This is a genomic window from Saccharothrix sp. NPDC042600, from assembly GCF_040647305.1.
Classification (GTDB): domain Bacteria; phylum Actinomycetota; class Actinomycetes; order Mycobacteriales; family Pseudonocardiaceae; genus Actinosynnema; species Actinosynnema mutabilis.
In genome coordinates, this window is the sequence record NZ_JBEZBW010000021.1 from 36,650 (window position 1) to 58,248 (window position 21,599).

Sequence of the window (21,599 nt, forward strand, 5' to 3'; positions counted from 1 at the left end):
GATCGACCGCACGGTGATCGACCGCGACCGGTCGGACGGCAGCGGTGTGAAAGGGTGTGGACTCGTGGTGGAGTCCGGGGTCTCCCGGCGAAGCGGATGCGGAGAGAGTGCTCGTGGTCGAGATCGTCGCTGGTGTGTCGCGCACGTTCAACGAATTCCTGTTGCTGCCCAACCGGACCACGGCGGACTGCACGCCCGCGAAGGTCGATCTGGGCACCGGGCTCGTGCGGCACCCGGTGGGCGAGGCGGCGGCGATCCGGTTGTCGGTGCCGTTCACCTCGGCGATCATGCAGGCGGTCAGCTCGCCGCGGCTCGCCGTGGCGCTGGCCCGGTCCGGCGGGCTGAGCTTTCTGCACCACAACCAGTCCGTGGACGCCCAGGCCGACGCCGTGCGGTTCGTGAAGAACTTCAAGGCCGGGTTCGTGGTCAGCGACACCACGGTCCGCCCGACCGACCCGCTGCGCCACCTCGTCGCCCTGATGAAGGCCACCGGGCACAACACCGCCGCGGTCACCGAGGACGGTTCGCCGCACGGCCGGTTCGTCGGCCTGGTCACCTCGCGCGACTTCCACGTCGACCGCCACGACCTGGACCTCCCGGTCGCCGACCGGATGCGCCCGGCCGACGCGCTGGTGTGCGGCAAGGACGGCATCACCCTGTCCGAGGCCAACACCCTGCTGTGGGAGGAGCGCCTGGACTGCCTGCCGGTCGTGGACGGCGCCGGCCACCTGCAGCACCTGGTGTTCCGGTCGGACTACGCCGAGCACAAGCAGTTCCCCGGCGCGGTGACCGACGCGGCGAAGCGGTTCCGGGTCGGGGCCGGGGTCAACACCCACGACTACCGCGAGCGGGTGCCGGCGCTGGTCGCCGCCGGGGTGGACGTGCTGTGCCTGGACTCCTCCGACGGCTACAGCGACTGGCAGGCCGAGGCGCTGCGCTGGGTGAAGCGGGAGTTCCCCGGCGTGCCGATCGGCGGCGGCAACGTCGTGGACGGCGAGGCGTTCCGGTTCCTGGCCGACGCCGGCGCGGACTTCGTCAAGGTCGGCATCGGCGGCGGGTCGATCTGCATCACCCGCGACCAGAAGGGCATCGGGCGCGGCCAGGCCAGCGCGGTCATGGACGTCGCCCAAGCCCGTGACGCCTACGCGCAGAGCACCGGCGAGTACGTGCCGATCTGCTCCGACGGCGGCCTGCTGCACGACTACCACATGGCGCTGGCCCTGGCGATGGGCGCGGACTTCGTGATGATGGGCCGCTACTTCGCGCGGTTCGACCAGTCGCCGGGCAAGAAGGTGCGCATCGGCGGCTCGGTGTTCAAGGAGTACTGGGGCGAGGGCTCCAGCCGTGCGCGCAACTGGCAGCGCTACGACCAGGGCGAGGACAAGCTGCACTTCGAGGAGGGCGTCGACGGCTACGTGCCCTACGTCGGCGACCTGGGCGACGCCCTGGCCCTGACCGTCGCCAAGATCAAGGCGACGATGGCCTCCTGCGGCGCGGCGACCATCCCGACCTTCCAGGCCACCGCCCGCGTGACCCTGGTGTCCGAGCAGAGCTACCAGGAGAACGCCGCCGCGGTGGCCGTCCGCGACACCGCCGACACCACCCTCGACTGACCCGCGCCCGAGTTCACCCGTTCCGCCTGGCGTCCACGCTCGCTGTGGCCTCGACGTTGACGACCACCCGGTCGCCGGCGACGACACATCGCCGCGCCCCCGGTAACCGGGCGGGTCGTCACCGGCGAGGGGAGTGCCGCGCCGCGAGCCGGGTCAGCGCGAGGGCCGCGACCAGTAGGCCGAAGTCGCGCAGCGCCACGTCGTAGTAGCCCGGCAGGGTGAGCAGGTTGACGATGATCCCGGTCAGCCAGGCCGCGACGAGCAGGCCGCCGAACCGCGGCGCCACCGCGACCACCACGCCCGCCACCACCTCGACCACGCCCACCGCGTACATCGCCTGGCCGGCGGTGCCCGGCACGATCCCGTCGATCCACGGGGCCAGGTACACCGGCCAGTCGACGAGCAGGTTGGCGAACTTGTCGAGGCCGAACAGCACGGGCGCGACGGTGAACACCGTGCGCAGGGCGAAGAACGCCTGGTAGGCGGGGTCGGACCGGAGCGGGTGGGTCCGGGCTCGCGCCACGTCGGTTGCCATGTCTCCTCCTTCTAACGACAACGTGCGTCAACGTTAGAAGGGTCCACGCTGTAACGTCAATACAAGTTGATTTTAGAAAGTGCGCGGCGGCGTCCCAGAGTGTGGACGGTCGTTTCGGCGGTCCGGTCATGGGGCACTTGATGTCCGAGCCGCCCCCACGACCGGAGGGATGACTGTGTCACGGTCGGTGAGCGAGAACGTGTTGGCCGGGCGCTACCGCCTCGACGAGCGGATCGGCGGCGGCCGGACGGCCGAGGTCCACCGCGGCTGGGACACGCTGCTCAAGCGGCACGTCGCGGTCAAGGTGTTCCCCGCCGCGCCGGACGCCGAGACGGCCCGCCGGTTCGACGACGAGGTGCGCACGCTGGCCGCCCTGTCCCACCCCGGGCTGGTCGCGGTCTACGACGCCGACACCGACGCCGGCCGGCCGTTCGTGGTGATGCAGCTGGTCGAGGGCCACACCCTGCGCGAGGAGATCGACCGCGGCCCGATGCCGCCGGACCGGGTGCGCCGCGTGGGCGCGGACGTCGCCGCGGCCCTGGCCCACGCCTACGAGCACGGCGTGGTCAACCGCGAGATCAAGCCGTCGAACATCCTGCTCGACGACAAGGGCGACGCCCACCTGGCGCCCGAGCAGGGGACGGGCCCCGAGGTGGACGTCCACGCCCTGGGCCTGGTCCTGCTGGACTGCCTGACCGGCGGACGCGACCGGACCGCGCTGCCCGAGCACGTCCCCGCCGACCTGCGCGACCTGCTGGCCAGGATGACCGCCCCACCGCCCGCCGACCGCCCCACGCCACGCGAATGCGCACTCGCCCTGTCCACCGCGCCCGCTCCCGCGAGGCCGGTTCCCGCGCGGCCCATTCCGGCCGACTCCCCGACGATCGACACGGTGGTCATCCCCAAGCAGCGCACGGTGTGGAAGACCCTGGCCGGCTCGACGGTCGCCCTCCTGGCGGCGATGGCCGTCACCACCGCGCTCAACTCCACCCCGGCCTCGACGGGCAACGACCCGGCCGCCCCACCCGCGGCCCCCGAACCCGCCGCGCAGCCCACCTCCGGTTCCCCGGATCCCGAAGCCGGCCAACCGCAACCCCCGGCCGTCGCGGTCCTGGCCCCGCAGAAGACCACCTCCGACGCGCCCCGCCCCACCACGGACGACCCCACCACGTCGCTCCAGACCACCCCGCAACCCACCTCGGCCCAGCCGACGGGGCAGGACCCGGTCACCACCACCCCAGACGCCCCCACGACCGAACCCGAGCCGACCACCACACCGGCGCCCACCACCGAAAGCAGCATCGACGCGACCGAGGACCCCACCACCCAGCCCTGACCCGTCGAAAGTCCGGCCGAACGACGCACGGCGGCAGCCACCGGTCATGCGTAGACGACGACGTAGGTCAGGACGATGATCAGCAGGTAGGTGGGGTAGCCGACCCGAGCTGCCACCGCGAGTCGCCGCTCGGTCTCGCCGCGCCCGCGGGAGACGAGGCGTTTGCGGAGCATCGCGACCAGGACGCAGATCGAGGCCAACAGGATGAAGGCGTAGTAGCCCCACTCCAAGGCGACCGTGTAGCTCACGGACGGCAGTTGCGAGGTCACGTTGTTGAGCAGCACGGCGGTGCTCAGGATCGCGGTCACGCCCATCGACACCGGAGCCGCGCCGTCCGTCGCCTTGAAGAACAGGGACAGGTAGGTGACACCGATCAGCAGGACCAACGGGAAGAGGTTCTTGATCAGGAACGGCAACAGGTCGCGCGCGATGTCGATCTCGGCGACGTACTGGCTGTAGTACAGACCGGTGGCGGCACTGCTGGTGATGCTCTCGCCCAGGGCGTCGCTGCTCCCCACGGTGCTCTGGGCGAACCGGACGGAGGTGGCGTGCCAGTTCGGCACGTCGTCGATCCCGGCCTCGCCGTCGGCGCCGCTGCGCAGGTAGTCCTCCGGGCGCTGGCCGAGGATCTCCTTGTCGGTGACGTAGACGACGTGGTCGGCCGTGTGCACGCGGTTCTGCACGCCGATCCGGAGTTGCTGGTGGTCGAAGGGGAAGCTGCGGAACTCCAGCCCGTCCTTGAAGCGGTCGGCGACGCGGTAGAGCCGGTAGGTCCGGCCGTTCTCGGTGAGGTCCCGCAACGGCGTGCCCGGTGTGAGGTCGGCCTTCACGGCGTTGACGAAGTGCACGTCGGAGGCCCTGTGGTCGCCGGTGTACTTCAGCCACAGGAAGAAGTCGGCGAAGTACGTGCCGTCCCGGGTGTCCAGATCGCGGATCTGGTTGAGGTTGATCCCGGTGGCGACCACCTGCCGGCGCGCCAGGTAGCGGTCCCCCACGGCGATGACCTCGCCACTGGCCAACCCCTCCCGCAGCGCCTTCGGCGAGGGCGGGTCGTAGATGGCCAGTTGGACCGGCGCCGACACCAGCCGGGCGCCGTCGCTGGTCACGAACGACACCGCCATCTGGGCCGAACCCGCGGCGGAGAAGTACAGCGGCCCCAGCAGCGCCGGGAACGCGTTCTTCTTGTCCTTCAACGTCGCCAGCCCGTCCCGCAGCTTGCGTCGGTCCTGCGCCCGGTGCTCCTCGTCGAAGGAAGGGCCGCTGCGGCGTAAAGCGTGCAGACCGACGTTGAACGCCTGTCGCGCCGTCGCCGCGGTCCACAGGGGGCGAACGCCGAAGCGTTGTTCGTAAGCCTGTGACCAAACCAGCGCCGGCCCCGACAGCGAGTCCAGCGCCAGCGGTGTCCCCAGGTGGAGGTCGGTGGTGTACCGGCCGGGGCTGCCCTGTTGCCGCTCGTCGCGCATCAGCGCGTCGTGCAGGGAGTCCGTGCCCATGGAGGCGGTGCCCAGGATCGGCGCGGTGAAGCCCGCGTCCCGCAGCCGCTTGACCATGGCCAGCCCGCGTTTCTCGGTCATGGCCAGGACCGCGGTGCCCGGCGGCGAGGCGGTCAACTGGCGCACCGCGGTGTCCAGGGACGCGTCGTCGGTGACCGGGAACGCGGTTGCTGCGCCGCTGAAGCCGCTCCGGAAGTTGTCGAGGATGGACTGGCCGTACTCGTCGGCGTCGTGCACGACGGCTGCCGTGGCCGCGCCCAGCACGTTCGACGCGTAGACGGCGAGGAAGTCGCTCTGTGTCCGGTTGCCGAAGACGCTCCGGAAGTACCACTCGCTCTCGTCGGTCAGGCGCGGCGACGCCGCCGACGGTGTGATCGCGGGAATCCCGGCCTTCTTGTAGATCGGTTGTGCGGCCAGGGCGGTGGTGCTGGTGCCGTGCCCGACAACGAACACCACCCTGCCCTCGCGCGCGATCTCCTCGGCGATGGCCGCGGCGCGATCGGGTTGTCCACCGTCGTCGTACACGAGCAGTTCGACCGGACGTCCGTCGACACCTCCCTCCCGGTTCACCAGGTCAACCTGCATCCGCAGGCTGTTCTCCATGTGCGCGGACGCCTCCGCGAGGTCACCGGTCAGTCCCGTCACCAGCGCCACGTGGACGTGTGGTCCGCCCGCCCCGCCCCGCGCCGCCCAGGCGCCGGCCAAGCCGATCACCAGCAGCACCACCAGACCCGTCGCCGCCCACGCCCACACGCCGAGCCTCCGGCGCGCCGGTGGGGCGTCCGGGCGCGGCGGATCGACCAGGTCCGCGATCTCGACCGGCGGCTTCGTCCCCACGGACCCGAGTGCGGCGCGCGCACGCGCCGTCGCCGGGTCCGCGACCAGGGCCGCCGCCCGGTCCAGGCAGAACCGCTTCTCGGCCGGATCCTCGACCAGTTCCGCCAGCCACCGCCAGGCCGGCTCGTAGTCCGCGTCCTTGCCCAGGGCGAGCCCGAGCAGCTCACGCGCCCGTGCGGGGTCCGACTCGCGAACTCTCAGCGCGGCGTGGGTGAGCCCCGACGCCGTGGTGGGCACATCCGACACAAGCCCCACCTTCCGATCGACTCCGAAGGAAAGTGCGTACCGCGACCAAAAACACTAGAGACGCGCGAAGATCGGCATAACTACACGATCGACTGAGACGATTTCCGGTCGTGACTTCATGATCGCCGCCCGCCGGCAGGGTGGTGATCGGTCGGAGCGCGGTGGTTTTCGGGCGTGGGTCACGCTGCGAAGGTCGGATCCTCCGATTTTCGCGCCTGTCGGGCGTTCGAAGCTCTCGTTCGCCTGGACATCCGCTCCACGGGTGACCGCGCGTCGCCGCATCGTCAATCTGTTGAGGGAGTTTCGATTCGCGGCGCTTTGAGTAGCGTGTCGGAGCGGGTGCGAATCCGCATCTCCTTGTCGAGGAGGAAAAATGATCCTGCAACGCTTGGCCGTGGCGTCCTGCGCGGCGCTGCTGACTCTCGGACTCGGCGGCGTCGCCGAGGCGACGTCGTCCGACGGGTACGACCTCAAGTTCGACGTCACCGAGACGTACGTCAGCTACAGCGAAGGGGTCGTGACGCTGAGCGGGACATACCGATGTCCCGCGGAGGACGAGAACACGTTGATCATGACCGCGGTAGACCAGGGCGGCGCGTACGGGGCCGCCGCGCAGCTGAAACCGTGCACTGGCAACGAGACGAACTGGCGCATGGACGTCTACCAGGGCTCGACCGAGCCGTTCGCCGCGGGCGAGGCGGACGTGGTGGTCGGCATCATGCACCCCGAGGGCAAACACATGGAGAGCCAGCGCCACACGATCGAACTGCCCGGCGCGCGACTCGGCTGACCCGGAACCACCCCCGTCCGGGCTTCCGCCCCTTCCGGGGCGCGGGCGGTTGATCACTTCGCCGGCCGCACCGACCTGGCAACCCTGCTTGCCGGGTCGGCTCCGGGAGTTCGTCTCCGTCGAACGCCGGGGCGATCGGGGTTCCGGTCAGAGCCCGATCACATGGCGTGCCGGAGCGACGTACTGGTCGTGCAGCCACCGGGCGAGCGAGGTCGTGCCGGTATCGACACGGGCCCGGCCGGACGCCTGCGGGTGTCCGCTCACCGCGACCAGAGGACGGGACGCGCCCGGCACCGGCGTATCGACCGCGACGGGCACGAAGGCGGACATCGGCGCGGTCGCCGCGGGTCCGACACCGTCACCGATCCGCGCCGTGGCCACGAGGTCTCCGCCGAGCAGCCCGGGAGAGGTCTCCAGTCGAACGGCGGCTCCCGAGTGGATGCGCGACGTGACAACACCGTCGGGAACCACCAGGTAGGTGCCGGCGGGGCCGCTGGTGTACCCGACATCGACATGGGTGGGGACGCGAACCGTCCACAACACGCTGGCCACTCCCGCGACGAGGAGCACCAGCACCAGCACAGCGCGCCGGGGTGAGGCTCCGGCGCGCTTCGCCTCGTTCCAGACGCGCCAGGCGCCGATCACCAGGCGCAGCACCAAGAAGGCGATGAGCCCGCAGGCGAGGACGGCGCCCACGCGGCCGAGTCCGGGCAGAACCGCGGCCCACAGCACCGCCACCGTCGCCACGACGTAGACGGGGAACACCAAGCACCCCACGCCGAACGGAACGCCCCACAGCGGCAACTGGTGCGTGTAGCGACCCCCGAGCAATAGCCGGGCGGTGGCGCGTCGGGCGTCGGTCATCGCCTTGGCGCGCAGGTTGGGCACGTCCAGGTGGGTCATCAGCGCGAGGTAGCCGTCCAGTTTGAGGAACGGCACGAGGTTGAGCGCGCAGCGCGCCGCGCAGGCCACGGTGAACAGCAGCACGGTGTCGGCCTGCGGGCCGGGTGGGATCAGCAGCGACACCGCCGCGCAGGTGCCGGCCAGGGTGGTGTCCGCGCCGATCCCGGCCAGGGCGATGGCCACTCGTTGGCTGCGGTGCGGTAGCCGCCAACCGTCGGAGACGTCGCAGTAGAACGCCGGAGCGAGGTAGAAGAGCATGACACCGAGCCGGCGTGGCCGTCCACCGTGGGCGGTCAGGACGGCGGCGTGCGCCAACTCGTGCAGTCCGCCACTGGCCAGGAGGGCCGCGGCGATCACCACGGCGGAGATCGGCGGTAGCGGGGTGTGCGACAGCCGGACGAGGTCGGCACCACGGACGACCAGGACGACGATGGCGGCAGCGGCGGAGGCGACCACGACGGCCTGCGCCGCACGACCGGTGAGCAGGCGCAACGCGGGGCGCGCCGGTGCCAACAGGCGGCTCGGGTCCAACAACCGCAATTGCACGACAAAGGGTGGCGTGACGGTCAGCCTGGGTGGTGGCGGGGCCGGGGCGCGTCCGTCGTCCAGCAGGCCCAGCCCGGCGAAGGTGGACAGCGTGGCGTCGACCCGGTCGCGCGTCCAGGGGGCGCCGAGATCCCGGGCGAGGTCAGCGGCCGTGCGCCGGCCGTCCAGCCGGGTCAGCAGCGCCGCGGCGTCCACGCCCAGCCGGAGGTAGCGGTTCTCCCCGTGCTGGACGGTCCACGGACCGTCTCCGGCGGGTGGGTGGACGACGACGTCCGCGGCCCGCGCGGGGCGCTCGGGCAGGGGATCGGCGACCGGGTGGACGGGCTGCTCGGCGGGCATCGGTTGCTCCTGGTCGCGGCGGTTCGGGCCGGAGGGTGGTCGGGCACCACCTGTGCCCGACCACCGGCGCGCGTCAGGTGCTGAGGGACCAGCCCGTCGCGACGGCACCCGCGACGAGCGCGCCGTTGCCGAAGCCGCTGCTGAAGTCGCCCCAGCTCCAGTCGGGCGCGTCCATCCGTTCCAACTCTTCGACGGTGACGTCCAGCGACGCCGGTCCGTCCACGGTTCTCGTGTCCATCGGGGTCCTTCCCGTCTGACAGGTCGTTTGGGTCAGGTCCAGTTGTTGTAGGCGTAGCTGGCCCCGGCACCGAGGGCGAGCCCGCCCCCGACAGTCGCGAAGCCGGTGGCGAAGCCGCTCCAGTAGGAGGCGCCGTCGGTCGTCGGGGCGTCCAGGGGTTCCAGTTCCTCGACGTCCAGGGCGAGCGGCGGTGGTGACGTGTCCTTGTCGGGCATGGTCGAACTCCGTTCGGTCAGAGTGCTTGCGGTGTGCCGTCATTCGAGTCGTGCACCACCTCCTTCCCCGGTGACGTGCCGGGATCGAGGCACTGGGTCAGGAGGGCGTGGATGTCGTGCGTCGTGACGTCGGGCAGCATCGGCAACCGGCCGCCCCACGCCGTGACGGTGCGGGCGGCGACCCGGGCCGCGATGGCGTCGGTCCCGGGGATGCGCGAGGTGATCCGCCAGTGGTCGAGCAGCAGGCGGATGCCCGCGCCCGGATCGCGGCCCAGTGGAACCGGCGCGGCTCGACGGATGGCCTCCCAGGCGACGAGCAGCCTCCCCGCGTCGCCGAAGCGCTGGTCACCGGCCAGGACGCGCTGCCACAGGTTGGGCAGGAGGCAGGCGGTGGCGACCATCTTCCGCACCGCGGCCACTGTGGACAGTTCGTTGGCGATGTACCAGTGCTTGACCGCGTACGGGTGGCGACCGGCCGCGCACCAGCCGACATGGCTCAACGCGCTGAGTTGCGCGGCGAGCAGTCTGGTGGGGGCGGCGCGATCACCGGAGGCCACGCGGTAGCCGAGCGCGGTCGCCGCGCCGATCACGGCCAGTGCCTCCACGTCGGCGACGGGCGACGGCTCCGGTGATCCCACCAGCGGGCCGACGGCCCGTAGCAGCGTTTCCAGGACACCTTCCCGCACCAGGTGTGGCGGCAGGGAGCGTGTGAAGTCCGGATCGAGCACCGCGGTGTCGGCACGCAGGTGCTCCCCGACGACGAGGCGCCTGCCGTGCGGCGTGTCCAGGCACGCCACCGCGCTGACCTCGCTGCCGGTGCCCACGGTTGTGGGCACCAACACCCTGCGCAACGGCTCGCCGTGCGGTGTCGGCAACGCCACCACACCCGCCCTGGCGGAGCCGGTGCGCAGCACGGCCCGCACGGACGGTTCGGTGACCACGGCGGCGGCGAGCTTGGCGAGGTCGAGAAGGCGGCCACCGCCGACCGCCACGACCGTGTCCGGCCGCTGTTCGGCGAGCCACGACGCCAGTTCCACCACGGTGTCGAAGTTCGCCTTCGTGGAGTCCACCGCGGACTCTGCGACCGGCTGCGCGACGGCGTGCACACGGTCCAGGAGTTGCGGGGCGCTCTGCCGCGTCGCGTACTGGAAGCCCGCGTCGAGCAGCAGCACGACCCGTCCGCGCAGCACTCCGTCGGAGTTCACGGCCTCCCACGCGTCGCTGCCGTGGACCACCGTGGTCCCGACCCTCCAGCGGGTGATCACCGGACCAGCACCTCGGCCGCGCGGTCGAGCCCCTTGCGGACGCACTGCTCCAGCTCGGCGACCTCGCCGACGCCGTAGGTCAACGCCGGGACGAGTTGCACGGCGCTGGGGCCGGGCTGGACCAGGGCTCCTTCCCCCGCGATCTCCGTGACGACCCGAGCCACCTGGTCGGCGTCCAGGTGACCGTCGGTGCCGCGCAACAGCAGCGCGCGGAAGCAGCCGGTGCCGCGGTGACCCTCGACCAGCGGGTGGTCCGCCAGGCCTTCGGCCAATGCCGTGAGTTCGGCGCTGAGCCGCGAGGCGAGTCCGAGAGCGTCCAGGCGGTCGGTCTCCGCGAGGGTGGCCAGGATGGCGGCGCAGGTGCTCGGGGTCCCCGCCTGGGTTTCCCCGTGCACCAGCACCGCGTCCGCCGCGGCCACGGTGGAGCTGATGGCGTGGGACACCATGACCGCCGCCGCACCGCACGTGCCGTTGGTCAACCCCTTCGACGTGATGACCATGTCCGGTCGGAACGGCCAGCCCTGCGACGCGAACAGCCTCCCGGTCCGGCCGAACCCGGTCGCCACCTCGTCGGCGACCAGCAGGAACCCGTGCTCCCGGCGGAGTCGGTCCAGCTCGGACAGGAAGGCGGACGTGAGCACGTGCGCGCCCGATCCCAGCACGGGCTCGACCACCACGGCCGCGATCCGATCCGCTTCCCGGCGCAGCAGGGTCCGCAGTCCGGCGCCGTCGTCGTCGTGCGCCACGTGCCGGACCAATCGCCGGTCCACGCCGTAGCGGTCCTGGCCCAGCCGCTCGCCGGTCAGGGCGAACGCGCCGTAGGTCATGCCGTGGTAGCTGCCGCGAAGGCCGACGACCACCCGCCGACCGGGCTCCCCGCGCAGTGCCCAGTACAGGCGCGCGACCTTTTGCGCGAGGTCGTTGGCGGCACTGCCGGAGGTCGAGAACAGCACCTTGCCCAACCCGTCCGGGTCGCAGGCATCGAGCAGGGCGCGGGCGGCGGTCACCGCGGGCACGTGGCCGGCGCGGAACAGCGTGAGGTAGGAGGCCTCCAGCAAGGCCCGCGCCACGGCTTCGGCCACGGCCCGGTTGCCGTACCCGAGGTTGACGTTCCACAGGCCGCTGGTCGCGCACAACGCCCACCGGCCGTCGGCGAATCTCACGCGCGTTCCCTCTGCCGCCACGGCCATCCGTTCCGGCCGGCCGTGTTCGCTCGGCGGGGTGAGGAACTCCCACAGCGGGTAGGGGTCACGCATGACCCACCTCGACCGGAAGGGTCATCCCCGCCGCCCGCAGCCCGGCGGCCACGGAGGTGACGGCGGCGCGAGCGGTCGCCTCGGGCAACCGCCACCAGTCGGCGGCCCGATCCAGCACCGCGGCCGGGGATTCGGCGGTCTGGCAGAGTTCCACGACTCGTGCCGCGTCGGGCGTCACCCTCACCACCCGACCACTCGTCCCGTCCACGACGAGGAATTGGCCCTGCGACGACACCAACACCGGCGCGTCCGGACGCTCGTGCGCACCGGCGAGGCCGGGAAGCAGCCGGAAACCGAAGCCGGACACCCGCACCGGCCCACGTCGGACCCGCCGCACTCGACGCAGCACCGCGAGCACCGCGATGTACCGCCCGAGCCACGGGCGTGCGCGCACCGCGTCGGCGAACACGTCATCCGCCACGACACCCGCCAAGCAGATTTCACGCCCCGCCACACCGTTGACGGTCCCCGCCGCCCGTTCGACCGTCGCGCCACCCGGTGCCGGGCGCAGCCGTCCCGCGGCGTCGACGTGCAAGCGCCCCAACCGTTCGGCGACGCAGCGGTGGCCGCCACCGAGCGCGCACAGGTCGCCGAGCACCACCGGCTCGTCCAGCAGGAACGCGGGGAACACCCCCTCCGAGCGCGCCAGGTCGGCGTCCTCGACGAAGGCCGCCCAGTCCTCTCCGGACGTGACTCGCACCAGCGTCGGACCCGCGACGAGTCGGAACGCGGCGCTGCGGTAGTCCACGAGGGTCAGCGCGAAACCGCCGTCCAACCGCAGTTCGTCCCCGGGTTCGACCAGCGCGCCGTCATAGGGCACCACCGACGCCGGCCCGACGACGTGAACCCCCGAACCTCGCGGCGCGAACACCACGTCCGCCGCGCTCAAGCGCATCTCGTCGCCGAGCGCCGCGCCCTCGACGAACACGTCACGCCCCATGTCGCCGGGCGCGTAGACACCGGTCGCCCAGCGCAACAGCCTTTCCACGACCATCAGCCCCGCACCACCCCGACACCGGAGCGGCACACGACGTGGTCGCTCACCACCGACTGACACACCGCGACCTCCGCTGTGCCCACGGCAGAACCGGAGCCCTGCCTCCGGTCACACCGTCCCACCGCTTCAAACCCGCGGCCAGACATCTCACCCTGACGAGTGCTCGGTCTGTTCGTGGAGCGAATCCGGTGGTGTCGAACGATTGTGCCGTCCCGCCGGTCACGAAGAGTCATCCGCCTGCCGCACGCGCACGATGCCCTACCTCTTGCAGGTGGACACCGCTGCTCTGTAGGACGACTTCCATCCCGATCTGCGCCTGTGGTGGGCCATGCTCGGTCCGGTGCGTTGCCGACCAAAGGCGGCGATTACCGTTGAGTGCCAGGAGAAGATGATGATGAGACATCAGATGTCCAGAGCGATCGCGACCGTGGTGGCCGTGGCGGCGTTGAGCGCGGGATTCCTGACCGGAACGTCCTCGATAGCGTCGGCCGAAACCGACGACAGGTTCGTTCCTGGCTGGCTGTGCGTGCTCGAAGGTGGGCAGGTGCTCACGTTGCCCAGCAACCCGCCGCAATTCCTGTGCAGCGGCGGCGATTTCGGCGATCACCGCACGAACGCTGACAAGGGCATTCCGAAGTGGCTCTGCGAGCTCGGAGGCGGCGACATCCTCATCCAGCCCTCCGACCCACCACAAAGGACCTGCACCGGCGGGGATTACACCGAGAAGCCCGTGGACAAGGATGCGGCGGCTCTGCCCAAGTGGGTGTGCGAGGAGGCAGGCGGAGTGGTGATCATCATGCCCAGCAACCCGCCTCAGGCTTCCTGCGCGGGACCTGACTACGACGAGTGGACGGTCGCTGTCTGAGAACGATCACGTGGTCGTACCCGGCCGTCAGGCTTGCAAGGCATGGGAGTTCGGCGCCGGGTCGAGCGGTCCGACCCGGCGCCTGACTCGGTGCGCGATGCTTGGCCTGGGTTCAGAACACCGACAGCCCGGTGAGGGTGGTGAACCGGTCCAGCGCGTCCACGCCGGCGACGGAGTTGCCGTGCCGGTCCAGCGCCGGGCTCCACACGCACAGCGTGCACCGCCCGGGCACGACCGCCAGGATCCCGCCCCCGACACCGCTCTTGCCCGGCAATCCCACCCGGAACGCGAACTCGCCCGCCGCGTCGTACGCCCCGCACGTCAACATGATCGAGTTGATCCGTTTCGCCGCACTGCGGTCCAGCAACCGCGACCCGTCGCCGCGCAGACCGTGCCGCGCCAGGAACAGTCCCGCGGCGGCCAGGTCACGGCAGCTCATCGCGATCGAGCACTGCCAGAAGTAGTGCTCCAACACGTGCGCGACCGGGTTCTCCAGGTTGCCGTAACTGGCCATGAAGTGCGCGAGCGCCGCGTTGCGATCACCCCGCGCCGCCTCCGACCGCGCCACGTCGGCGTCGAAGTCGATCGCCGGGTTGCCGCTCTCGGCACGCAACAACTCCAACACCGCACCCCGCGCGTCCCCGGTCAGCGTCAACAGCCGATCGGTCACCACCAGCGCACCGGCGTTGATGAACGGGTTGCGCGGAATCCCGTCCTCGTGCTCCAACTGCACCAACGAGTTGAACGGATTCCCCGACGGCTCCCGCCCCACCCGAGCCCACAACGAGTCACCACCGGCCAACGCCAGCGCCAACGAGAACACCTTCGACACGCTCTGGATCGAGAACGGCACCTCCCAATCCCCAACCCCGAGCACCTCACCGTCCACCCCCGCGACGGCAAACCCGAACGCCCCCGGATCCACCCCGGACAACGCGGGGATGTAATCCGCCACCCGCCCCACGACACCCGCCCGCGGCCCAACCTCCTCAGCGATCCCCCGCAACACCGACAACAACCGCCGCGCCTCGCCGGCCGCCACATCCTCGATCGTCACGACTGCTCCCGGTGGTGTCCGCACGCCTCGCTTTTCTCGGCGGGCGATCCTCGCATGGGCCGGAGCGCGGGCTGTGTTCGGATCCGTCAGCAGGTCCAACCTGACGCTTGAACAGCGCGAACCGTCCGAAGCTGTTCACAGTTCCTCTTCCTACAGCTGCGCGAGCGAAGTGGACCGATGCGCAACATCACCACAGTCGCTCAGCGCGCGGCGGACGTCCCACCTGATCGAGTAACGGGTCGAACTCCACGTCGGTGTCCACGACCTGGCTTCGGCCGGCAGCGGCCAGGACGAGGTCGAACACCATTACTCCGTCCCGCACTGCCAGCCGTGTTCGTGGAAGTGGATTCCGTTGTGGGAGTTGGTGATCGCGGCGCTGATGAAGTCCAAGGCGTCCTCGGGCAGGTCGTCCGGGTCTGCCCACACCAACTCGGTGCACTTGTGGGGTTCGCGGATGGTCGGCGTGCCGGTCCAGATGCGGACCACGAAGAAGATGTCCACACGGGGTTCGAGGGAGAGCCGGAACATCGTGCCGGCCGGTTCCAGTGCGTCACCGTCGATGCGGATGCCGAGTTCTTCGGCGGTCTCGCGGATCGCGCAGGCTGTGGGGGTTTCGCCGAGGTCGACGTGCCCGGCGGGGAGACCGAGTTGCCCATCGGCGTAGCCGGATCCGGCGCGGCGCATGAGCAGGATCCGGTTGTCGTCACGGGTGAGCAGGACGTGCACGGCGACCGGATACCGGTCGTGTTTCGTGTCGAACACGTAGGACCGCCCGGCCCGCTCGGAGTTGTGGGTGGGCCGGGTCGTCCGGGTCATGATCACCTCGGTGGGATGCGTTCAGAGCGCTTTGGGCTGGGTCCGGCGGGAGCCGTCGACGTAGACGGTAGTGCCCTTGCAACCGGCTTCCCACGCGGCCACGTACGTGTCGAGGACCTGGGTCGGTGTTGCCGTGGCGGGCAGGTTCACGGTCTTGGAGACCGCATCATCGACGCAAGTCTGGACGGCAGCGGCCATCGCGAGGTGCCCGTCGGGGCTGATCCGGGTGGCGGTGGCGAGCAGAGCGCGCAGGTAGGGCGAGATGTCCGCTTTGTCGGGTAGGCGGCCGTGGATGGTGGCGTGGCCGATCAGGTCGTGGCGGCCGGCGGCGTGCAGGGCGGCGCCGGCGGCGGGGTGGAGCCGGTCGGGCAGGTGCGGGTCGGTGAGCCGGAACAGCGGCTCGATGCCGGTGGAGGCCGCGACGACGGGCGCGCTTCGACCGGTGGGCGGCAGTGCGATGGTCGAGGCGTTGCGCAGCATCCCGCCGGCGGCGATCTCGCGTGCGAGAGCGGCCCACTCCCTGGGGGTGACGGTGCTGGTCGGGACGGCCGCGAAGCGGACGAGGAAGGTCGGGTCGGCGTAACGGGACAGCCCGGACGCGACGGCGGGTGCGGCACCGCGGGCGCGCGCGAGGTGCACCGAAGCGCGCTTGGAGGTGTAGCTGACGAACGCGAGCACGTCCTGCGCCAGCCGTCGGCCCTGCGGGCTGTCGTAGGGGAGCCCGGCGGCGAGCAGGAGGTCGGCCAGCCCGCACACGCCGATGCCGATCTTGCGCTTGACGGCCATCACCCGGGCCGAAGTGGTGGTCGGGTAGTGCTCCAGGCTCGCCTCGACCGCGTCGTCCAGGGCTCGGACCAGTACCTCGGTGGTGTCGGCGAGGCCGTCCAGGTCGACCGGCACGTCGCCGGTGCCGGTGTGGAAGCGACCCAGGTTGAGGTAGCCGAACTGGCAGGTCTCCCCGCGGACCAGGCCGACTTCGGCGCAGGGAGCGGTGGAGACGTAGGCGCCGACGTGCGGGGTGGGGTTGGCCTGGTTCATCCGATCGGTGAACAGCAGCCCCGGGTCAGCGCAGGCGTGGGCAGCCTCGGCCGCGGCGGTGAGCAGTTCCCGCTCACGACCGTCGGCCGCGAGCGCGGCCCGCATCTGCGCGTCGGTGACGCTCAGGGAGATGTTGAACCGCCAATCCTCCCCACGGGTGTCCGCGCCGATCTTGCAGGCGATGAACTCCGCCGCGGCTGGGTGCGACAGCGACAGGATCGCCATGTTGCCCACCGGCCGGTCCTCGGTTCCGGAACGGGCGCCCTGGACGGCGATGTCGTTGAGGTGGCGGAGGACACCGACGGGGTCGGTGACGTCGTCGAGGGCGAACCCGGTGCCCATCCCGGCCCGGTGGTAGTCGTCGACCACCGTCTTGACCTGCCCGAGGTCGCCCCGCAGGTCCACGGGCGGCACCGCGCACGCCGACAACGGCCGGTCGGGGTGGCGGCCGGCGTTGGTCATGATCGGGGTGGAGAACACCAGCCGCCGGCTGTCCATCGCCTGTCCGAGCCGATTGGCGAACTCCCGTGTGCCGGTCGGGCCGAAGCGGGCGTCGGCGGTCGCCAGAGCGGCCACGATCCGCTCGACCATGTCGCGCGCGGTCTCGTCTGTGGTGGTGATCCGCCCGGCGCGCAGGTAGGCGTCCGTGGTGGGGTCGGCGGGGAATGCGGAGACGTGGACCGGGGTGGGCGTCGTTCGGGCTGGGACGCGGGTGGGACTGGTGGCGCGCATCGCGGTGGTGCCCTTCGTGTCGGCTGTGGCCCGGGTCGGGCCACGCCCACGCAACCGGCGATCGTCGCTGGTCGGGAGGCTGTCGTGCGCGATACGCACATCGTGTGCAAATCCTGCACATCACCCTGGTGCACCGGATCCGGCCCGATACCGTGGAACGGCTGGTCACTCCACGAGAGAGTCGGGTCGACATGGCACCGACCGTGCCCACCGAGGTCGTCACGCGCCTGCTGCGCACGCGCGCCGACCCCGGCACGGTGGTGCGGATCTTCCGGACCGCCCTGCACATGACCCAGGGCGAGCTCGGCCGCCGATGCGGCTACTCGGCGAGCCAGGTCTCCCGCTGGGAAACCGGTCGTCTCCCGCTGCGCGACGTGCGACTGTTGCAGACGTTGGCCGACGTCCTGGCCGTGCCGCCGATCCTGTTCGGACTCAGCGACCCGGCCGCGCGAGCCTCCCTGCCCGCCGCCGCCGGCGGGCCTAGGGTGGGTCGGGTCACGACCCCGCCCGCGGAGGAGGACGACCCGGTGCGCCGACGCACGTTCTTCCGACTCGCTGCCCTCACCGGCGGCGCGCTCGCCATGCCCGGTGCCGCCGGCGCGTTCGCCGACACCCTCGACCCCGCCGACGTGCTCACCGACCGGCTCGGCGACATCCTGCTCGGCCCCGCACCGGCCGCGCCCACCGCGCCGGGTGCCGCGCTGACCGAGGCGCTGGCCGCCGCCCGCCGCGAGTTCACCGCCTGCCGCTACCTCGCCCTGGCCGACCGGCTGCCCGCGCTGATCTCCGCCGCCGAGGCCACCGCCGCCACCACCGACCACCCGGACGCCCACCGCGTCCTCGCCGAGTCCTACAACCTGGCCACCCGAGCGCTGATGAAGCTCAAGGCCTCCGGGCTGGAATGGATCTCCGCCGACCGCGCCGTCCACGCCGCGCGTCAGGGCCAGGCCCCGCTCACCCTCGCCGAAGCACAGCGCCTGGTCGCCTCCGTCGCCCGCCGCGCAGGCGACCACCGGCGCGCCCGCGACCTCACCCTGGACGCCGCCTCCCAACTCGACATCACCGGACCGCGTCCCGCGCCGGAGCACCTGGCCGGCTATGCGACCCTGCACCTGTCCGCCTCCTACGCCGCCGCCCTCGACGGCGATCGGGACCGCGCCCACGACTCGCTCGCCGAAGCCCGGACCACCGCGGACCGGCTGGCCGACGATCCCGACCGCCACCGCACCCTGGTCGCGAACCTGGTCAGCCACCAGGTGTCCGCCGCCTACGAACTCGGCGACACCGGCACCGCGCTCGCCCACGCCCGCAGCCTGCCCCTCGCTGCCATCCCCACCACCGAACGCCGCGCCCGCCTGCTCGTCGACACAGCACGGGCCTGGGCCCAGGGCGACCGACCCGACCAGGCCTACCGGACCCTCCTCGACGCCGAACGCACCGCGCCGGGCGAAGTCCGCACCCGCAACGCCGTACGCCTGCTGGTCACCGACCTGATGAACGCACCGCGACAGGCCGCGATGCCCGGGCTACCCGCGCTGGCCCAACGGGTTCACGCCGTCGCCTGAACCCGGCGACCGTCCACAGAAGACGGTTGCTCCGCGACGGGCGTGGTTGTGGCGGCCGATGTTCAGGCTGTGGCGTGCTCGCGGGTGCATTCCCAGATGACCGTGGCGATGTACGGGCTTGGCGTGAAGGTGAAGATCTCTTCGCACTGGTTGCCCGGGTCGGTGAACCCGTCCGCCCTCGCCTGGTCCGCCGCGTCCCACCGCGCGTAGAACAGGGCCAGCCCGAAGTCGCTGCTGCCCTCGCCACGGAACTGCGCCGTGTAGGTGTCGGCATGGGCGATCCCGCCGCCGAGGAGCAGCGCGGCCACGGTGATCGGCAGGGCACGGACCAGGCGCGTCGATCGCATCCCTCGATGCTAGGGGCCGCCGCCCGGCGGTTCGCCGCGCCGATCGGGCCGATCTCCGAGTCGGGTCGGTCTCCCGCGCGTTGCGCCGATTGGTGCGGCGGGCCGGCGTCCGCCTGGCCGGAAAGCTGTCGTGCGGGCCGCCGACCTGCGGCTTCACCGTTGACAACACCATGGGCGCGGCTGAGGATCGCGATTGCTGGTCCCTGTCGAGAAGGGTGCACGGCATGTCGAGAACCCTGTTGTTCCTGTTGTGGTCGCTGCTCGCGATCATGGGGGCGGCACACCGCCGCAACCGCGGCAAGTTCCGTCAGGCCAGGGAGGAAGCGGCCCAGCAGCAAGCCGAGACCAAGTCCGGTGGCTCCGGCGCGTGGTCCACGGCGACCAACGCCGCCATCCGCGAAGGCGTCAGACACGCGCACCACGTGTACGACGAAAAGCGCCACAACCGCAAGGACGACGACGACAACAACGGCGGCGACGACGGCGGCGGAGGCGGAGGCGACGACGGCGGTGGCGGAGACTTCTTCGACTGAGGCCGACCGCCGGGCACCGGTCGCGGATGCCGCTGGTGCCCCGTCATCGGCACCGATGACCTGGCGGTGTGAGCGGGGCCTGGTTGGACGGGCATGTGCGATGCGGGCTGGTTAGTCGGCGGATTGGCCGAACCGCTGCATCACCTGGCGATGGTCCTCGTCCCAGGCGCGCAGCTTGTCGCCGGTGAACCACACGTAGGCCAGCGCTGCGAACGCGAGCAGCACAAAGGGGATGGTGGCGAGTGTCGCCCCAGTATGGGTGAAGTTCGGCTTCTCGAAGTACGGGACAAGAGAAACCTCCGCCAGAAGGTCTTGCGCGAAGAGGAACAAGCCGAGCAGCGCAAGCCGTCCGAACGCCCGACGCAGGCCTGCGGCGCTGGAGGGCAGCCACTTGGCGACGTTCGTGATTGGGGGACGATACGCGGACCCGAGGCGGCGAACTCGGGGGATCTGCCCTGACAGGCTGAGGACCGTCAGCAGCGCGATCTGGAAGTACACCGCCGCGGTCGCCGGGAAGACGCCGGTTCTTCCCCACACCAGCCAGTAGCCGACGGCGGTGAAGCCGCCCCACATGCCGTGCCACGCCACGGCGCGCAGGATCGCGAGTCGCACGTTCTCCGGGGTGATGAGCTGGGCGAGGTAGGCGGCCAGTTCGCGTTGTCGCTTCTCCTGCGTCTTCCACTGGCGGCGCTGCTGGCGTTCGGCCCGTCGCAGCTCCTGGTTCGCCTCGGCTTCCTCCGCCGCGGACTCCCCGAGCAGGACGCGGACGGCGTGCCCGAACGGTGTTTCGGCGCCGGCCCGATCGAGCAGCGTGTCGTACCAGTCCACCGGCGCGGCGGGACCGGGGGTCATACCGGCCCGCTTGCGGAGCCATTGCCGGGCATGTGCGTCGTCGAGCGAGGACAGGAGGAGCAGGTTGGCGGGCTTCACGTCGCTGCGGTGCAGGGGGTGGATCCGCTCGAACTGCCGTTGACGGTCGTCCCACGTGTCCTGCACGGCGGACAGCTCGTTCAGCTCCCGGAACCGGGACAGGGCCTCCAGCAACGGGTACCGGCACAAGTCCTCGAAGGTCATCGGCTCCCGTGCGCCCAGGCAGACGTCGACCAGCACGCGGACCGTCACCCGGTGGCCGCGGTAGGTCGCCTCTCCTTCGGGGTCGAGCCAGCCGAGCAGGTGCAGCAGCTTGAGGTCGGCCGGCAGGCTGTCGTCGCGCAGCCGGTGGTCGATCAGTTCCGTGCGACCACCGAGGTCGGCGGGGGAGAGGTCGTCCAGGTCGCGCAACCAGGCGAGGAGGCCGAGCCAGCCTTCGGGCTCCGCCGTGGCCGGGCCCTCGAAGAACTGTCGCCGCGCCGCCGCCCAGTCACGGCGGATCGCCGCGGCCAGGTCTCGCCGCGTGGTCTGCGCCGCGCCGGCCAGGACCAGCGCCCGGCGAGTCGGTTCCGACGCCGGCGGTCCGTGGAAGTGGATGTTCTGGACGTTGTTGTCGCCGAGCTGGAACGGAGCCGGTCCGTGGAAGGTGTTGCCCGAAACGCCTGCACCCGGTGGAGGGTCGCCGGTCACGCGCCGTTCCCGAACCGGATGTCCTGGCGGTTGTGGTTGCCGACCTGGAACGCCGTCGGGCCTTGGAAGGTGTTGCCCGACACGCCGTTGCCCTGTGCCTGGGCGACTTCCTCGACCAGGGCGCGCAGGTCGTCGGCGAGCCGTTCGCGCTCGGTGTCGTCGGCGCTCTCCAGCAGCAGTTCGAACCGGGTCTGCCAGGACGCCTCCTGACGGGTCCGCAGCGCGGCCTCCTGCTCCGGTTCGACCACTTCGAGCGCCGCCGCGGTCTGGTCGAGCCGTTCCAGTTCGGCCCGTTCACGCTCGGGGGCGTCGCGCCCGAGCAGCCGCGCCGCCCGCTGCCGCACGCTCGTCCAGGCCTCGGTGCCCGCTGCCTGCACCACGGCGGTTCCACCGGCGGCGGCGATTGCCAGCAGTGCGTCGGCCAACATCCCAACCTCCTGCGCGAGACGACGTCAGTTCAACCGTAGCGCGATCAAG

At 71.3% G+C, this 21,599-nt stretch carries 20 protein-coding genes; 6 read left to right on the forward strand and 14 right to left on the reverse strand.

Features of this window, described 5'->3' with window-relative positions:
• The first annotated feature begins 113 nt into the window (after positions 1-113).
• Positions 114-1,613, forward strand: a complete 1,500-nt coding sequence (locus AB0A74_RS16110; RefSeq protein WP_358250035.1) for an IMP dehydrogenase — start codon at positions 114-116, stop codon at positions 1,611-1,613.
• Positions 1,614-1,731: 118 nt separating this feature from the next.
• Here AB0A74_RS16110 and AB0A74_RS16115 read toward each other — a convergent pair whose 3' ends face one another.
• Positions 1,732-2,148, reverse strand: a complete 417-nt coding sequence (locus tag AB0A74_RS16115) for a hypothetical protein (protein WP_358250037.1) — start codon at positions 2,146-2,148, stop codon at positions 1,732-1,734.
• A 187-nt stretch (positions 2,149-2,335) separates the two neighbouring features.
• On the opposite strand from AB0A74_RS16115, the gene AB0A74_RS16120 reads away from it, so the two are divergent.
• Entirely contained in the window at positions 2,336-3,484 is a 1,149-nt protein-coding gene (locus AB0A74_RS16120) for a protein kinase (protein ID WP_358250039.1), read from the forward strand.
• Positions 3,485-3,528: 44 nt separating this feature from the next.
• Here the strand turns inward: AB0A74_RS16120 and AB0A74_RS16125 are convergent, their stop codons facing one another.
• Positions 3,529-6,060: an ABC transporter substrate-binding protein gene (locus AB0A74_RS16125; RefSeq protein ID WP_358250041.1), complete on the reverse strand. Its 2,532-nt coding sequence runs from the start codon at positions 6,058-6,060 to the stop codon at positions 3,529-3,531.
• 373 nt (positions 6,061-6,433) lie between these two features.
• Between AB0A74_RS16125 and AB0A74_RS16130 the strand changes: the two genes are divergently transcribed.
• Positions 6,434-6,850 (forward strand): DUF6299 family protein, encoded by a 417-nt coding sequence (locus AB0A74_RS16130; protein ID WP_358250042.1) that lies wholly within the window; start codon positions 6,434-6,436, stop codon positions 6,848-6,850.
• Between the two features lie 147 nt (positions 6,851-6,997).
• Here the strand turns inward: AB0A74_RS16130 and mpaP are convergent, their stop codons facing one another.
• The 6 genes from mpaP to mpaB form a co-directional block, all read right to left on the reverse strand.
• The gene (gene mpaP / locus AB0A74_RS16135; RefSeq protein WP_358250044.1) at positions 6,998-8,638 is read right to left on the reverse strand and encodes a daptide biosynthesis intramembrane metalloprotease; all 1,641 of its coding nucleotides are present in this window, start codon (positions 8,636-8,638) and stop codon (positions 6,998-7,000) included.
• A gap of 73 nt (positions 8,639-8,711) precedes the next feature.
• Positions 8,712-8,876: a daptide-type RiPP gene (locus tag AB0A74_RS16140; RefSeq protein WP_358250046.1), complete on the reverse strand. Its 165-nt coding sequence runs from the start codon at positions 8,874-8,876 to the stop codon at positions 8,712-8,714.
• A 32-nt stretch (positions 8,877-8,908) separates the two neighbouring features.
• Complete coding sequence (locus tag AB0A74_RS16145) at positions 8,909-9,091, reverse strand: hypothetical protein (RefSeq protein ID WP_358250048.1); 183 nt, start codon at positions 9,089-9,091, stop codon at positions 8,909-8,911.
• A 17-nt stretch (positions 9,092-9,108) separates the two neighbouring features.
• On the reverse strand, positions 9,109-10,356 hold the full coding sequence (gene mpaC / locus AB0A74_RS16150) for a daptide-type RiPP biosynthesis dehydogenase (protein ID WP_358250050.1): 1,248 nt from the start codon (positions 10,354-10,356) through the stop codon (positions 9,109-9,111).
• Positions 10,353-11,612, reverse strand: coding sequence for a daptide-type RiPP biosynthesis aminotransferase (gene mpaD / locus AB0A74_RS16155; RefSeq protein ID WP_358250052.1), 1,260 nt, complete (start codon positions 11,610-11,612; stop codon positions 10,353-10,355). The genes mpaC and mpaD overlap by 4 nt, the downstream gene beginning before the upstream one ends.
• Entirely contained in the window at positions 11,605-12,606 is a 1,002-nt protein-coding gene (mpaB, locus tag AB0A74_RS16160; RefSeq protein ID WP_358250054.1) for a daptide biosynthesis RiPP recognition protein, read from the reverse strand. Before mpaB ends, mpaD begins: the two co-directional genes overlap by 8 nt.
• Positions 12,607-13,015: 409 nt before the next feature.
• Here mpaB and AB0A74_RS16165 point away from each other — a divergent pair, with 409 nt between their 5' ends.
• Positions 13,016-13,474 (forward strand): hypothetical protein, encoded by a 459-nt coding sequence (locus AB0A74_RS16165; protein ID WP_358250056.1) that lies wholly within the window; start codon positions 13,016-13,018, stop codon positions 13,472-13,474.
• Between the two features lie 112 nt (positions 13,475-13,586).
• On the opposite strand, the gene AB0A74_RS16170 is transcribed toward AB0A74_RS16165, so the two are convergent.
• The 3 genes from AB0A74_RS16170 to AB0A74_RS16180 form a co-directional block, all read right to left on the reverse strand.
• On the reverse strand, positions 13,587-14,492 hold the full coding sequence (locus AB0A74_RS16170) for a glutaminase (RefSeq protein ID WP_358250138.1): 906 nt from the start codon (positions 14,490-14,492) through the stop codon (positions 13,587-13,589).
• 345 nt (positions 14,493-14,837) lie between these two features.
• Positions 14,838-15,347 carry an NUDIX domain-containing protein gene (locus AB0A74_RS16175; RefSeq protein ID WP_358250058.1) on the reverse strand — a complete coding sequence of 170 codons (510 nt, stop codon included), beginning with the start codon at positions 15,345-15,347 and terminating at the stop codon, positions 14,838-14,840.
• Between the two features lie 21 nt (positions 15,348-15,368).
• A complete protein-coding gene (locus tag AB0A74_RS16180; protein WP_358250060.1) occupies positions 15,369-17,117 on the reverse strand; it encodes a ribonucleotide reductase N-terminal alpha domain-containing protein in 1,749 nt (582 codons plus the stop codon).
• Between the two features lie 191 nt (positions 17,118-17,308).
• Here AB0A74_RS16180 and AB0A74_RS16185 point away from each other — a divergent pair, with 191 nt between their 5' ends.
• Entirely contained in the window at positions 17,309-18,682 is a 1,374-nt protein-coding gene (locus AB0A74_RS16185) for a helix-turn-helix transcriptional regulator (RefSeq protein ID WP_358250062.1), read from the forward strand.
• 62 nt (positions 18,683-18,744) lie between these two features.
• On the opposite strand, the gene AB0A74_RS16190 is transcribed toward AB0A74_RS16185, so the two are convergent.
• Positions 18,745-19,029, reverse strand: a complete 285-nt coding sequence (locus tag AB0A74_RS16190; protein ID WP_358250064.1) for a hypothetical protein — start codon at positions 19,027-19,029, stop codon at positions 18,745-18,747.
• A gap of 80 nt (positions 19,030-19,109) precedes the next feature.
• On the opposite strand from AB0A74_RS16190, the gene AB0A74_RS16195 reads away from it, so the two are divergent.
• Positions 19,110-19,562, forward strand: a complete 453-nt coding sequence (locus AB0A74_RS16195; RefSeq protein WP_358250066.1) for a hypothetical protein — start codon at positions 19,110-19,112, stop codon at positions 19,560-19,562.
• Between the two features lie 111 nt (positions 19,563-19,673).
• Here AB0A74_RS16195 and AB0A74_RS16200 read toward each other — a convergent pair whose 3' ends face one another.
• Both AB0A74_RS16200 and AB0A74_RS16205 read right to left on the reverse strand, forming a co-directional pair.
• Positions 19,674-21,122 (reverse strand): hypothetical protein, encoded by a 1,449-nt coding sequence (locus tag AB0A74_RS16200; RefSeq protein ID WP_358250068.1) that lies wholly within the window; start codon positions 21,120-21,122, stop codon positions 19,674-19,676.
• A complete protein-coding gene (locus AB0A74_RS16205) occupies positions 21,119-21,550 on the reverse strand; it encodes a hypothetical protein (protein ID WP_358250070.1) in 432 nt (143 codons plus the stop codon). Before AB0A74_RS16205 ends, AB0A74_RS16200 begins: the two co-directional genes overlap by 4 nt.
• Positions 21,551-21,599 lie beyond the last annotated feature (49 nt).

Bases quoted from the DNA above. Each gene is read 5' to 3' on its own strand.
- AB0A74_RS16115 (WP_358250037.1), bottom strand. From the start codon at position 2,148: ATGGCAACCGACGTGGCGCGAGCCCGGACCCACCCGCTCCGGTCCGAC.
- AB0A74_RS16130 (WP_358250042.1), top strand. From the start codon at position 6,434: ATGATCCTGCAACGCTTGGCCGTGGCGTCCTGCGCGGCGCTGCTGACT.
- mpaP (WP_358250044.1), bottom strand. From the start codon at position 8,638: ATGCCCGCCGAGCAGCCCGTCCACCCGGTCGCCGATCCCCTGCCCGAG.
- AB0A74_RS16140 (WP_358250046.1), bottom strand. From the start codon at position 8,876: ATGGACACGAGAACCGTGGACGGACCGGCGTCGCTGGACGTCACCGTC.
- AB0A74_RS16145 (WP_358250048.1), bottom strand. From the start codon at position 9,091: ATGCCCGACAAGGACACGTCACCACCGCCGCTCGCCCTGGACGTCGAG.
- mpaD (WP_358250052.1), bottom strand. From the start codon at position 11,612: ATGCGTGACCCCTACCCGCTGTGGGAGTTCCTCACCCCGCCGAGCGAA.
- mpaB (WP_358250054.1), bottom strand. From the start codon at position 12,606: ATGGTCGTGGAAAGGCTGTTGCGCTGGGCGACCGGTGTCTACGCGCCC.
- AB0A74_RS16165 (WP_358250056.1), top strand. From the start codon at position 13,016: ATGTCCAGAGCGATCGCGACCGTGGTGGCCGTGGCGGCGTTGAGCGCG.
- AB0A74_RS16175 (WP_358250058.1), bottom strand. From the start codon at position 15,347: ATGACCCGGACGACCCGGCCCACCCACAACTCCGAGCGGGCCGGGCGG.
- AB0A74_RS16180 (WP_358250060.1), bottom strand. From the start codon at position 17,117: ATGCGCGCCACCAGTCCCACCCGCGTCCCAGCCCGAACGACGCCCACC.
- AB0A74_RS16185 (WP_358250062.1), top strand. From the start codon at position 17,309: ATGGCACCGACCGTGCCCACCGAGGTCGTCACGCGCCTGCTGCGCACG.
- AB0A74_RS16190 (WP_358250064.1), bottom strand. From the start codon at position 19,029: ATGCGATCGACGCGCCTGGTCCGTGCCCTGCCGATCACCGTGGCCGCG.
- AB0A74_RS16205 (WP_358250070.1), bottom strand. From the start codon at position 21,550: ATGTTGGCCGACGCACTGCTGGCAATCGCCGCCGCCGGTGGAACCGCC.